This window comes from Paenibacillus sp. JT22N7, from assembly GCF_059383875.1.
Window position 1 is genome coordinate 356,624 of record NZ_JBXENY010000006.1, and the last position, 14,343, is coordinate 370,966.

A 14,343-nucleotide genomic window follows, 5' to 3' on the forward strand; every position below is an offset into this window, starting at 1 on the left:
AGGGTTCCGTCCAGAATGTCCGGCAATAATTCTTCCATGTATGCACGTGTTGGTTGATAGAAGAATCCTTAAAACCCAGGAAGCCTTAAAAACAGCAGTTATTGAACTTATGTCTGAGAAAAGTTTTGACGATATTACCATTCAGGATCTTTCGGATCAAGCAAACGTCAGCCGTGGAACGATATATCTTCACTATATGGATAAATACGATTTGCTGGATAAGCTCATCGAGAAGCATATTGACGAGCTCCGGGAAAGATGCGAAGCATCAGCAGATTTGGATTTTGTAACGGGGTCCGTAATATGGACGGAGTATTTTGAAACTAATTACGCATTTTTCTCCACCATGCTGGCTAGCAAAGGAGCCTCCCTCTTCCGCAGCCGATTTCTCGAATTTCTTATTGAAGAATTCCAAGACGAAGTCGATAACAACCACGGCAAGAATGAAGGGTTGAATAAAGAGCTTGTCGTGCAATTCGTGGCATCTTCCTATGTAGGCGTAATCGAATGGTGGTTTATGAACGAGAGACCGGTAACTTATATCGTATTAGCAGAGCAATTAGGGGCTTTATTGGAAAGAATTTGTGAGTAGGAAGCTATACATTCGTCATTAATCAAATCGGTAATAAGACCAGGTTTATTTATACAGCCCACACAAGGCGATTCCTAAAGGGTCAATTTCCCTTACTGTCCATAATGAATTATGATTCTATAAAAAGGGAAGTGACTCCTCTGCCCATGAAATTAACGAGGTCTCAGCAATTAGCTCAAGATCATATAACAAATTACGCAAGAAGCCGCAAAAATGAGGTGGAGCAAACCATTAGGGAAATTCTTCGAATGTCCAACATCGAGCCGAAGACATTTGAAGAGGCTATCACTAAACTAAAATCTCACGCAAATGTCGCGCTACACTTTCACCCAGATAGATTAGACCCGACCATGAAAAGCGTTGCTGAAGCACTACTTGAGCAGGGAATTTATAAAAGCCAGTTTGAGACTTTCCTATCGAATGGAAGTGTATCAGCATTTTCAGGTGGTGAACGTGACGTTTGGGAGAAGAAAATGTTTGGCGGAGCGTACCAAATAAATGGCTCAACCAATAGCGAACGGCCCAAGTATGGGGCACTCAATGTCATGTTACATCCCGATGGACCTGCTCCACGTTTTGGATCATGCTATTTCCTTTTATCCACTGAGGTCTCTCATCGTTGCACTTATACTTATTTGGATTCTCACCAAGACCCCAAGGAAAAAGGGACGTATGAGGAATTTGACCTCATTTTGGCCGCTCTCATGAGGGATGCGTTCTATAGTGATTTTGCCATTGGTGAAAAAAACCTGACGGTTCAAAAGTTAATCGACCATATGCTCGTTAATCTTGAGAAACCATTCCAAAATCCATCAAATAAAGAGCCAAACCGAAATCTTAACCACTATATCGAAGCTCAGGTTCATGGTGACATTTTTCTTAAAGAAGACGTAAAGATGCTTGTTGCCGATCCATCATTTAAGGGCACCCATACAGGACGAATCTTAGAACAGATATGTTTAAAGTATTCAATCGATCTTTACTGGCACATGGGCTTTACACTTTTGGTTGATGAGGTTCCTATGAATTTTAGAGGTCCTTCGATGCCTTCACTAGCCAAAAGAATTGCGCAAAGTCATTTTATTGATGCAAATATGATTGGCTCTGCAGCTATGGACTTGAAACGAAATCCAAGCAATTGGAGCGATAGAGGAACCTATAATGAAGTTCTGCAACAATTAAAATTACTCTGGCATGTTTTAGTGAGATATGGAAAGCCAATGGAAAAGTGAAGATGGAGCAATTCTGTACCCTTCTCCTTCAGTCACAAGGAGTTTGAATTGTTGGCAAGTTTCTGGAGGATCCTCTAGTTTGGAGTCTTGGCCAACCCAATTTACATTAGACACTTATATAAGTTCATGATATAGTTTTATACATGAAACCTAAAAATAACCTGACTGAGTTGAACGTTAGCGACTTCGCTATGGTGTTCGAAGATTTAACGAGGATTTTCATTCGGATGCCGTCCATTGAAAAACTAAGCTTCACTACCCTTTCCGTCCTGCACACGTTGTCCCTCAAGAGTCCCATGCGGCTTACTGAGCTGACCGTTAATGAGCAAGTTACGCAGTCGGGAATCACACAATTGGTGACCCGACTTGAACGAGACGGGCTCGTCGAGCGCCGGCCAGATCCAAATGATGGCCGAGTCGTTCAAGTGCACATTACCGCGCTGGGGGCAAATGTTATTGATTCTCGTCGTTTGAATCGCATAACGAAGCTCTCGAAATTCAGTGAAGGACTCACTGAGGAGGAAAAACAGGCAATTGCCTCCGCCATTCCCGCATTGAAGCGTCTGGTCGAACTGGGAACCGATTCGTAGTCGCGGTTGCATTTCCGTTGTTCATACCCGAGTGACGGACGAAACAAACGAATACAAGGAGGAACACTTATGACAACAGCTCCTTTCGTGCTTGAACCGAGTCCGATCCACGTATCAGATGATTTACTTGCTGATCTTCAAAATCGTTTAAAGGCCACCAGATGGCCTCTCGATGCCGGTAATGATGACTGGTTTTACGGTGTTAGTCGGAACTACCTTGAGAAACTCGTCGACTACTGGATTAACGAGTTTGACTGGCGCAAATCCGAGAAGGCGATCAACGCCTACGAACACTATAAAGTAAATGTTGACGGAGTTCCTGTGCACTTTATGCGTAAACCTGGCGTGGGGCCTAACCCTATACCCTTGATCCTGTCCCATGGCTGGCCTTGGACGTTCTGGCATTGGTCCAAGGTCATTGATCCACTAGCGGACCCTGGCGCATTCGGGGGCGATCCGGCTGAAGCATTCGACGTAATCGTGCCCTCCCTTCCTGGCTTTGGATTCTCGACGCCACTGCCGAGCCATCCAGACATGAACTTTTGGAAAATTGCCGATCTCTGGCATACGCTCATGACCGATACTCTCGGCTATGCGAAATACGCGGCAGGGGGATGCGATGTAGGTGCTCTCGTGACCGGTCAACTGGGACACAAATATAGTGACGAGCTCTACGCCATACACATCGGGTCTGCTCTAAAACTGAACTTCTTTAACGGAGATCGCGGTTGGGATTTCGCCGGAGGCCGTCCCATTCCCGACAACATCCCTGAGAAAATCAAATCGCAAATTTTGGAGTTTGATCGCCGTTTCGCATCGCATCTCGCCGTACACGTTCTTGATCCCAGCACACTCGCCTACAGTCTGAGCGACTCGCCAGTTGGAATGCTCGCATGGATTTTGGAACGATGGACCAAATGGAGTGACAATAACGGCAATGTCGAGAATGTCTTTACTAAGGACGACATCCTTACACACGCAACCATCTTCTGGGTCAACAACGCCATTGAAACCTCAATGCGCATCTATGCAAACAATAACCGCTATCCATGGACACCCGATCATAGTCGCTCGCCTGTCATTGAGGCACCAACCGGTATTACCTTTGTGGGCTACGAAAATCCGCCGGGTATCACGACCGAAAATCGCGTACCGAATTTTCTCGAAAGCGATCGGGCTCCTTGGTATAAACATGTCAACATCACAGCCCACGAGCATGGTGGACACTTCATCCCCTGGGAAGTTCCGGACAAGTGGGTTGAGGATTTGCGCCGCACCTTCCGAGGACGTCGATAAAGGATTCAACCGAATCGAGCTTTCAAAAAAGGTTTGCGGTTCTTTGGTCGTTTAGGATAATTAAACAAAAAGGGAACCTCCTATTAGTCATGCATAATAGGTAGAACCCTTTTTGTTATTTGATTTTATTAAGTTTAGGTCTTGATAAATCTTAGTCTAATTCTTTTGAGGCTTCTTAATCATTTCTACGCCGTCAAAGGTAAGGCTTTCAATTTCCGTTTCCTTTTTCAACATATATCTATCAAAAAACGCCTTTGTATAAGAGGTAATAATATTGCGCTGTTCCATGGCATCTCGGGTTCCTCTGGAGGCTTCATTTGTAGTAGTAAACAAGGAATCGGAGAAGTCACCATGAGTCACATTATCAATAATGGCAAAGTAGGTTTCCTGGCTGTTGGATTCAAGAAGAAATGCATTCGTATTATACGCAAGCACGGTGCCGAGCTGCATGAAGGGTTTCTTAAGGTCGCTATCCAGGGCACCTAACATATTACCGTCAAGATTTACAGCGCCGACAAATCGGTCATCGTCACGGCTAACAATTGCCGCTGTCGTTCCTCCAAAAGAATGTCCAAACACACCCATACCGATTTCAAGCTGCAATTTGCCTTTAAACATGGATTCAATGTCACCTGTATTCATTTTGTACAGACTATCTGCGACATATCTAATATCCTCGCTCTGTAAAACGGCATATTTTGCAAACTTCACTGCTTCAGGCGCCGAAGTCAATTTGCGAGCAATCTCAATCGCTTCTTCTTCCTCGAGCTTCTCTGTCACAATTTCAGGGGGAGTTAGGGAGGCCGCTTCCATTCCGTATTTCGTTAATTCGTCCATAAATTCCTCTGTCATACCAACAGTTCGTCCATCCTTGAGTTTGTACACACCACTTTCGGCATGACCGATTGATACCACAATATAGCCGGAGCTTGCCAGGTCTTGAGAGAACAAAGTGCCTTGCTGCGGGTAAGCGCCTGCGCCATGAACAAAGAATAAAACCGGATATTGCTTTTCCTTTTCAGACAAGGCCAGATCGTCGTAAGACCATGTCTTAAAATTGGAGTCAAAAAGCTGCTCACCACCCGCTGTAGCCCCTAATCTAACCAGAAGCTCATCCCTCAATGAATGAAACTCCGGAAATGCATATTCTGCCGTTGGCTTGCCTTCACTGCTGTCGGACGGATAGAAAAATAACGCCGTCAGTTCCCTTTCTGAATTGTCTGACGCTTTGTACTTGAAGTCCATCTGTGTACGCCCGACCGTATAACTTCCGACCGGTTTTGGAAATTCATCCTGTGCAGAAATGCCGCTATTTTCCGGTTTCGGAGATTCCTCATGTGCGGAAGTACCGCTATTTTCCGGTTTCGGAAATTCCTCATGTGCGGAAGTGCCGCTATTTTTGCCGCAGGCGGAGAGCATGGTCAGTGCGAGAACAATTGCCAGTGTCGCTGTCAGTATTTTTTTCATAATTTCTCCTCCAATTTAAGTTATTGAATCGTGTTAACTTGTCCTGTGAAGAAGCATTCACCGAAGAGCATTCGACTCACTACTCTTCATATTCAGAGTCTTTTATTAATCCATGAAGGAAAAATTTATCAAAATATTTGCGAACCTTGAGTTGCATATCTTCTTCCTCAATGCCGGCCTCTCTGTAAAATAAAATCAGATTAAACTGTACAGTCGCATATATAAAGGAAATCAGGTCGTCGTCAATGTCGGGCCGGAGCTTGCCGTCGTACCTCAACCGGCGCAAACTGTCCTTGAATATGGCGATGGATTCGTCTTTGAACAGATCCAGGTATAAGTGAAGCAAGACATCCACGGGAAGATTTATTACTGTTTTAACAAACTTGACTTCCAATTCATTCAATGGCTCAGCCGTGTTGTCACGAACCATAAGTTCGTAAACGTACTCTTGACCATCGTTTTTTAAAAAATCCTTTTTTTTCTGCGAAACATTACATAACATTACATAATAAAGATCATCCTTATCCTTAAAATACCTGTAAAATGTTGCCGGATGCAGAGACAATGTTTCAAGAATCAGCTTTATCGTGACGTCTTCGTACTTGTGATCGATAAAAAGTTGCATGGCCTTATTCAGCAGCTCATCCTGCTTCTCTTTATCCAAATTAAGAAATGCCTTTTGGAACATGTGAATCACCTCTCAAATAGTTGTGAATTAATTCATATTATAATGATAAAATATTATCAAGTCAAATCAAGTCAATTTTCACTAATTTAATGCCTGCTGAACAAATGCAATTTTCTACTGGGCAGTGCCCAAGGCAGCAAGACCATGAGAATTTGGTAAAGAGCGCACTGAATTTCATCGGTGTCTTTTAGGAAACTCTTTAACACGTCGGTAGAAAGTTGATTTTGATAGTCCACTCCGATGCAAGGCCGCTGTAGCCGTAAACGCTTTTTCACTTCTTTTGAAGCGGTAGAAATGGGCAAAAAAATACGTCTCAAAAAGCATGCTTCTTGAGACGCTTTAGTACATAAAACTTGTTCATTATATCAATTAAAACTGTCTCTCGAAATCACATTCCCCCAGCCTAGTGTCTCGGATATTTCTTCATACTCTTGTACTTATTTAGAATTTTGTAGTTGCTCCCTTAATTCTTCCTCTAGAAATCCAGTAATCACTCCATTTTCAATCATGAAATAATCAAGAAATTTTTTCTTCTGAAAACTAGCTATGTGTCTTTGAAATCCCAAGCATTGTCTACATTACCTTCTAAATAAAAAAGTCCCGATGACCTAACTAAGCATCATCGGGACTTTTCTAGCGGTTCCACACTACCCCTTAGGAGGATGATATCCCTTAATCGTTTTACCCATAAAACAAAGATGAACAGATTCAAAACATTAAATCACTAGCTCACGTACGTTCACGATTTCCGGTAAGCTCTCAAGCGAGAGTAAAACCTCTTTCGAAGTCTGTTTATCGATGGTCAGCACCAAGATCGCAGAGCCGCCAACGACCTTCCGGCCTACCTGCATCGTTGCAATATTGACATCATTGTCGCCGAGCAAGGTCCCCACTCTGCCGATAATGCCCGGTTTATCGTTATGCGATACCAGCAGCAGATTGCCGGAAGGCGAGACATCTACCGGATATTGATCAATCAGGACTATACGCTCCCCTATCCCGGTCAGGAGCGTTCCTGCCAGCGTCTTTTCCTCCTGCTTTGTTTTTATAGTGACAGTTAAAAGGTTGGTGAAACTGCTCGAGGTATTTGATTTCTGAACTACGATGTTCACATCACGGATTTTGGCTAAGTGCATCGCATTAACAATATTAATGGATTCCAACTGATGCATAAATATACCCTTTACAATGTGACGCGTGAGCGGACTCGTATCTACATCAACCAGATCTCCCGCATAGTTAACCACAATCTCATGCACAGCGCCTAGGGCAATTTGTCCGAGAATCGCACCAATTTTTTCCGCAAGGTTGAAATAAGGCTGTAGCTTGCTCAGCACGTTGGCCGGTATCGTAGGAATGTTGACTGCGTTCTTGAACGGCTGACCTCTTAAGATATGCAGTACTTCCTCAGATACATCAAAAGCTACATTTTCCTGGGCTTCAATTGTAGAAGCGCCAAGATGTGGCGTGACGATAATGCGCGGATTGTTCAAGAAAGGATGATCCGCCTGCGGAGGCTCCACTTCAAATACGTCGAACGCAGCTCCTGCGACGATGCCTTCGTTAACGGCATCGACCAGTGCAAGCTCATCAATAATTCCGCCGCTTTCTTGATTCTCTTCTTTACTGACAGCCATGCTTCGTGCAAATTTTTCATTTGGTATACTTTATCAATCAAGGAATAGTATCATCTTTTCAATTTCATTGGTGTTTCACCACCTTCCCCCTACTCTTGATGCGCTCATACTCTTCGATTAATCGTTCTAAATCTAGCTTTGCCCGCTGCCGATTATGCTTCTTATACCCTTAGCAGATATTCGTATTGTTAGCGTTACAGCGGTTGAAAAAGAAGAACCATCAAACGATGGTTGATCGCCATTTTGGGTACTACTCTGTTTACAAAATCATCTGGATTCTTTAGATGAATCATTAATGAATGCTGTTTAATGAAACGCTTCGACATACAGAAAAGGTGCTTAACATTAACAGCTCAAGTTAACGTTAAGCACCAGTATTTTTGTTACAACAGTCTTATTGCTGTTACTATCCCTTACAGGCTGCTTTTGGACTAAGCTTATTTTCTTCGCATCATCACAAAATTTTGAATCATTTCCTCAATCAGCTGATCCGGTGAACGATCGATTAGCCAGTTTTGACCGAACATTTGAAACACTTTAATCGTCGGAAAGTCACTCCAGAAACCGACAAACTCATCCGTCAACTCTACTTTGTCGAACACATGCTGGTTCATCTCCGTAAGATTGTCCAAGAGAATCGATTTCGCGGTCGAATCGCTGAGCCAATCGCTGAGCAAGCTAAATTTATGCAGCGTCATTTCCTCGCTTTTGAACTGGCAGTGTATTCTTTCCCTGATTCGAATGTCTCGGGATGAACTGCCAATAACAAGCTGGAAATAACCTGTTTCAGCGACCCATTTATTATACTTGGTGTTATAATACGCGAAATCCCGTTCTTCCAGGACGAAGTGAATATCCTTGCTTTCCCCTGGCAGCAGTTCCACCTTCGCGAAAGCTTTCAATTCCTTGTCGGGACGTACCCACTTGCAATCCTCATCGTGCACATATAGTTGGACAACTTCTTTGCCTGGTACACTCCCCGTATTCTTCAATCGGAAGGTAACGGACACCTGGTCTCCCTGCTGCACGGCTTTTAAATCCGTGTAAACAAAGCTCGTGTATGACAAGCCATGTCCAAATGGGAATTGCGGTGCAATCTCCTTACTATCATAATACCGATACCCTACGAAAAGACCCTCGCGATAATACAGCTTGCCGTTCTCTCCGCGAATCCGCTTATGGGATGGATTGTCGGAAAGCTTGACAGGGAAGCTCTCTGAAAGCTTGCCCGAGGGATTCACCTTACCAAACAAAATTTCAGCTATCGCTCTGCCTCCACCCTGGCCTGTGAGCCATGCATGGAGAATGCCAGGAACGTGCTGCGCCCAAGGTCGCATCGCAAGCGCTGTACCGCTGCTCGTCACAACGATGCATCTCGGTTGAGCTGCGCATACTTGTTCAATCAACTTCACTTGATGCGGCGGCAGATTGATTCCCTCTAGATCACGCATTTCTGATTCGGCATATTCTGGCTGTCCTACGAACAAAATCGCGATATCGCTACGCGCCGCTAGTTGAACGCTCTCTTGAATCAGCGCATCGTCCACTTGATCATCCTGTGGATATCCGTCAGCATAGGAAAGCGTAATCGATTCCCCCGCAAGCTCACGAATCTCTTCCCACGGCACATCAACCCGAGATGCGGTAACCTTGGCACTCCCTGCACCTTGCATTCTCGGCCGTTTGGCAAAGCTGCCGATCACAGCGATCGATGAGGTCTTCTCCGGAAGGATCGGTAAAATTTGATTATCGTTTTTCAGTAGCACGATACTTTCTGCCGCGGCTTTTCTTGCAAGTTGATGGAAGTCCAATTCTGATTTCTCCACCAGGTCTACAGGATCCATTGTTTTACGAACCAGCTCCAGAATACGGTAAACGACACGGTCTAGGTCAGCCTCGTTCAACTTGTCGCTTGTAACTGCCTCAATAATGGCTTTCGTATTGTAGTGGGCAGGCCCCGGCATTTCGATATCCAATCCAGCCTTCAAACCACGGATTCGGTCATTCACCGCTGTCCAATCAGATAGCACTACACCCTCATAACCCCACTCATCACGGAGAATGTCTTGGAGCAAATGCTCATTTTCACTGGTGTACGAACCGTTCAGCAGATTATACGAGCACATAATCGTCCAAGGATTGGCCTTCTTGATAATTCGTTCAAAGGCACTCAAGTAAATTTCTCGCAGTGTACGCTCGTCCACCTCCGAGCTTGTGACGAGCTTCTCATACTCCTGATTGTTGCCGGCAAAATGCTTCACTGAAGCGCCAACCCCTTGGCTCTGCAGCCCATTCACGAACGCGGCGCCAAGCTCGCCGCTGAGGCAAGGATCCTCCGAATAATATTCGAAATTCCGCCCTCCAAGCGGCGTACGTTTCATATTAATCCCAGGACCTAGCAAGAGCTCTACGCCCATTTGCTTGCCCTCGATGCCCAGCGCAACACCAACCTCGTGCAGCAGGTCGATATTCCATGAGGAACCGATCGCCGAACCCGTTGGATAACAGGTTGCCGGCATATTTTCACCAGTGATTCCCATTTCATCGTCACTATTCGTTTTACGAATACCGTTGGTGCCGTCGTACATATGAAGCGGTGGAATATCCAATCGCTCAACGCCCTTTGTCATCCACATATTTAAACCTGCGCATAGGCCCGCTTTTTCCTCCAGCGTCAATGCTTGCAGTAGTATCTCTGTCTTTTGTTTCATTAGTTGTCAGCTCCTCTTTCCTCATAATCCTCAGCTTGCTGTTAGTGATGTACTTCTTGCTGTTCTTTCTTTAACTCTTGCATATCGTAAATTTTGTAGAACGGGTACCAAACTGCGAACATAATAAGTAGCACAACGGCCAGCAGCAGAAGCCCGTTAAGCCCCGACATCAAATACGTCGAAATCCCAATTGGGGTATACCATAACTGGAACACTTTACTCGGAATTGCCGCCAGCCCCCAATCTAGGGCGAGATAAACGATAATTGGTGTAACGATACCATTAATCCACATCGGAATCATAAGAATCGGATTAAACGCGACCGGCGCGCCGTAAATGACCGGCTCATTAATATTGAACAACGAAGGAACAATCGTCGCTTTGCCAATCGTCTTCAGCTTTGTCGACTTTGCAAAAAGAAACCAGATGACCAGTGGTAGTGTTGCCCCCATGCCTCCTACACCGAGCCAGCCGCTGAAGAACGTTTCGAACGTATTAATGTTAATCGGATCCAGACCTTGCGCGACTAATTTCGCGTTCTCTTCAATCGCTGGAATCCAGATCGAATACAGAATTGGCGTAATGACCCATGGGCTAACTCCGAACGAATAGAGCACGACCCCGATAATATTAAATAAGGTGAATCCGACAAGTGTTTGGCTAATAGTATGCAGGGGTTTAAAGATACTGACGATCAAGCCGAAAATGTCGAAATGCAGCTGATAGATCAATATCCACCCCAAGGTAAGAATCAGCGCAATGGGAACGAGAAAGTCGAACCAATCGACGATGAACTCGGGCAGCTTCGTATCTTTTTTGAACCAGGAAAACTTATTGAACGCATTCATGATGGCAGCAACGGCAATTCCGACAAGCAAAGCTGTAATCATACCCGACGGACCGAACCGTTCCAGCACGAATTGAATGGTACCATCATCGCCAAATGTTGGCTTTAACAGCATCAAGTACAGCGAAAGTCCCGTCGCGCCTGAAATGAGCTTGATTTTGTGGCGTTCTTTTTTCTGCATGACCATATACGGTGTCAAAAAGGCAATGAAAATGCCGAGAAGTCCAAAACTGAACGTTGTGATCGGCGTCAAATCCGGCATACCCGGAATATAATCCTTTAGAATAGACACCAGCGTAATTAAGGAACCGATAAAAATCATTGGAAGCGTAACCATAATTGCTTCCTGAATCGAATCTACCCATACGTTCTTGGTAAAGGCTTCAAGACGCGGGGCAAACCGCTCTGTCATCCACTTCATCAGACGATCCATCATATTAATCCCCTCCAAATGTATATCTCTCCTAAACATCTACAAACTCAGTATATATCGATGTGATAACGCTTTCTTGTCCTTCCTTGCGCAGATCAGGGTTCTTTTTTGTTTAAACGGTATTCCTATCCTAGCTTTGCCTTTAATAAATTAAGGTTATACAGCAAATAACACCCCTGCCTAAGAGCAAGGGTGCTATCGTACACAAAAAAGATCCTTTAGTATTGTTTCGACAAGGTGATCAGTACCACGCCGTGAGGCGGGAGAATGCAGGTATCCTCATAATGCTCTGTATTCTGAAGATGAAATGTCTTCATGGTCGGGCCACATCTGCTGCGCAAATAACTTTCTTCCTCTACGCTCAGGTAAACTGGTGCGCCTAACCGAATCCATTCGTCATACACAGAGCCTTCCTCACGGTTCAGCTGATACTTTGTTACTTTGTAGCTCCCCTGTAACTCCTCCAGCCTAACCTGGAAGGCCTTGTCCCCTTTTTCTTCGAATACTGTATACCGGCTCGTTTCTGTAAGGCCTGACCAATCCCCGCTTGCAAAGAGCTGATCGACGTGCACGTAATTGTACATCAACACCTGTATGCTGCCATCGCTGTTGCCTGTTACGATAAAACCCTCGCCTTCTGCCATTACACAATCGCCGAGCTTCCCCAGCAGTTCAAGCGCATAATAGCTAGGTTTTTTCAGCCCTAACCGATTCATAAGTCCGAATCCGCCGTAAAACAGGGAAGGCAGAACGCGGCTTTCTTCGAATACATCTGTAAAAGACCAATAAGCGATTCCCTCCACCAGTCCTCTGATGTGCAAGGCATGATGAATAACGAATGGCGCCATAAACATGGTATCGTGGAGGTAGTTTCGATCATAAAGCGAAAAATTCCATTCGGTAATAAACAGCTCAAGCGATGCATTTGCTTCTGTCCCGATCTGATCTATTAAACGATGAATAGTGTCTATATAGAAGGAAGGCGGCATAATCGTAGTGAGCTTCTCCGCCTCTTCCTTCTTATTGGGATACTCGGAATAGACATGAAAAGAGAAAAAGTCCAGCGGTGCTCTTTCCTGTTGACAAAAGGCCATAAAATCCCCCGCCCAGCTATCATTCCAAATCGATCCGTAACCGAGTGCGGGTCCCCCTACTTTAAGCTCCGGAGCAATCGCTTTAATGGTATCGGCCGTTGACTTATAGAAGCTAAAAAACTCTTCCTTCGTTCCGGCCCAACATAAACCTGTGAGGTCAGGCTCGTTCCATACTTCAAAGTACCACGTTGCAACCTCGTCCCGCCCATAGCGATTCAAACAGTGACGCACAAAATTGCCGACTAGGGCATCCCATTTGCTCTGATCAGCCGGAGGAGCAATATTCCCCTTCCACCAAAATATCGTCTCATCCGAGCGCCGAAGCAAAGTCGGCATGAAGCTCAGCTCCACAAATGGCCGTATGCCAGACTCCAGCAAAAAGTCATACAGCTCATCGATATAGGCCCAATTATAAATGGCGTTCCCGTCTTCGGTCTCTTGATACACCATCATTTCGTCATTGAAAATGCCGTGGAAACGAATGTGTGAAAATCTTAAGTTTCGCTGCAGGTCGCGAAACTGCTCCTGCCAGTCCGAACGTAGTCCTTCAAGCGCCCTTCCGGCACCAATGATTTGCTTCCATGGCTTTACGCAAGGTTCTACGTTAACATTTGACCCCACATGAATACGGCTGGGTTCCTGATTCAATCTTTTCAAGGAAGATATATGGGTGTCTCCTTTATCCTCCTCTAGATAGCGGAATAAAGTCTCCATCGCTTGTATGGTGTCGATCACATAGTAATCGCTATTCGGTGACTCTTTGGTAAGAGATGCCAATTGATCACGATTACGCGTTACAACGGTTTTCAGCGATTCCCTGAAAGACGTTGGCGTCATATCGTACTTTTCCTTAAAGTACTTATTAAACAACTTGACGTTAGCGAAGCCGCAGTCTAAGGCAATCTGGGTTATGCTTTTGCTGCTTGCTTCCGTCATCTCGGCCACCGCCTTCTCCAGGCGAACCGACGTCAAATATTTTTGAAATGGCATGCCGATTTTGCCGCTGAAAAAATGAGCGAAATAATGCAAGCTTAAATACTCTTGATCGGCGATCGATTGAAGGGTGAGTTTCTCTCTATAATGACCATCAATATATTTTAAAACCCGGTTAAGTCGGGTATAATCTTGCGGCTTGCCATCGGTCTGCAGCGCTTCGTTCTTGCCGGCGGAAAATTTTCGGGTAAGATACCCTGTCAATTGATGCAACAGACCTAACGAGAAGCTGCGAAAACCTGGCGCAGTTTTGGTCGATTCCCAAACAAGCTGGGCTAAATATCGACGGATTTGGTTATAGTATCCCCGATCTTCCACCGTTTGACGGGAAGAATTGCAGGCAATATAAGTTTCTTCCTCCAATAATGTAGGGCTGAATTGTAGCGTAAGAAGCACATTGTCTTGCTGGGTGCGTTCTACCTTGTGTACGGACATGCTATTTACTACAAGAATATCGTCTTGTTCTAGCTCATACTGTTGCTGATCCACCAGGAGCGTTACCGCTCCTTGCAGGACATAAATGATCTCAACTTCTTTGTGCCAATGGTAAGGAACATGCGCAACACTATTCACGAACAAGTGCATAGGCATGTCATCCTGATGTTTGATAAATTCGTATAGGTATCGCATGGGGTGACCTCCCTTTCCGTACACATAGTATGTACTGAAAGAGAGGAAGATACAATATGAAGTCACTTATACCTTAGTTTGCAACTCACCTAGGTGATAGTACATGCTGAACTCACCACCATTTCTAGTATGA

The 14,343-nt window shown here is 44.9% G+C and carries 9 protein-coding genes and 1 pseudogene; 4 read left to right on the plus strand and 6 right to left on the minus strand.

The features are described from left to right. Positions 1 to 109: 109 nt before the first annotated feature. From AC50Y5_RS18515 to AC50Y5_RS18530, 4 genes are all read left to right on the plus strand, one after another. Complete coding sequence (locus AC50Y5_RS18515) at positions 110 to 592, plus strand: TetR/AcrR family transcriptional regulator (RefSeq protein WP_235533114.1); 483 nt, start codon at positions 110 to 112, stop codon at positions 590 to 592. A 146-nt stretch (positions 593 to 738) separates the two neighbouring features. Next, positions 739 to 1,824: a DUF3626 domain-containing protein gene (locus AC50Y5_RS18520; RefSeq protein WP_494862755.1), complete on the plus strand. Its 1,086-nt coding sequence runs from the start codon at positions 739 to 741 to the stop codon at positions 1,822 to 1,824. A gap of 170 nt (positions 1,825 to 1,994) precedes the next feature. Beyond that, positions 1,995 to 2,414, plus strand: coding sequence for a MarR family winged helix-turn-helix transcriptional regulator (locus AC50Y5_RS18525; RefSeq protein WP_235533113.1), 420 nt, complete (start codon positions 1,995 to 1,997; stop codon positions 2,412 to 2,414). 69 nt (positions 2,415 to 2,483) lie between these two features. Beyond that, positions 2,484 to 3,710: an epoxide hydrolase family protein gene (locus AC50Y5_RS18530; RefSeq protein ID WP_056033289.1), complete on the plus strand. Its 1,227-nt coding sequence runs from the start codon at positions 2,484 to 2,486 to the stop codon at positions 3,708 to 3,710. A 156-nt stretch (positions 3,711 to 3,866) separates the two neighbouring features. Here AC50Y5_RS18530 and AC50Y5_RS18535 read toward each other — a convergent pair whose 3' ends face one another. From AC50Y5_RS18535 to AC50Y5_RS18560, 6 genes and pseudogenes are all read right to left on the minus strand, one after another. Then, complete coding sequence (locus AC50Y5_RS18535; protein WP_494862758.1) at positions 3,867 to 5,177, minus strand: alpha/beta hydrolase; 1,311 nt, start codon at positions 5,175 to 5,177, stop codon at positions 3,867 to 3,869. 79 nt (positions 5,178 to 5,256) lie between these two features. Then, on the minus strand, positions 5,257 to 5,865 hold the full coding sequence (locus AC50Y5_RS18540) for a TetR/AcrR family transcriptional regulator (RefSeq protein WP_494862760.1): 609 nt from the start codon (positions 5,863 to 5,865) through the stop codon (positions 5,257 to 5,259). A gap of 716 nt (positions 5,866 to 6,581) precedes the next feature. After that, positions 6,582 to 7,481 (minus strand): annotated as a pseudogene (locus tag AC50Y5_RS18545) (NAD(P)-dependent oxidoreductase); the annotation flags it as partial. Positions 7,482 to 7,939: 458 nt separating this feature from the next. Next, complete coding sequence (locus AC50Y5_RS18550; protein WP_494862762.1) at positions 7,940 to 10,213, minus strand: beta-glucosidase family protein; 2,274 nt, start codon at positions 10,211 to 10,213, stop codon at positions 7,940 to 7,942. Positions 10,214 to 10,254: 41 nt separating this feature from the next. Beyond that, positions 10,255 to 11,493 carry a PTS sugar transporter subunit IIC gene (locus AC50Y5_RS18555; RefSeq protein ID WP_494862903.1) on the minus strand — a complete coding sequence of 413 codons (1,239 nt, stop codon included), beginning with the start codon at positions 11,491 to 11,493 and terminating at the stop codon, positions 10,255 to 10,257. A gap of 218 nt (positions 11,494 to 11,711) precedes the next feature. Further along, complete coding sequence (locus tag AC50Y5_RS18560; protein WP_494862764.1) at positions 11,712 to 14,210, minus strand: GH39 family glycosyl hydrolase; 2,499 nt, start codon at positions 14,208 to 14,210, stop codon at positions 11,712 to 11,714. Positions 14,211 to 14,343 lie beyond the last annotated feature (133 nt).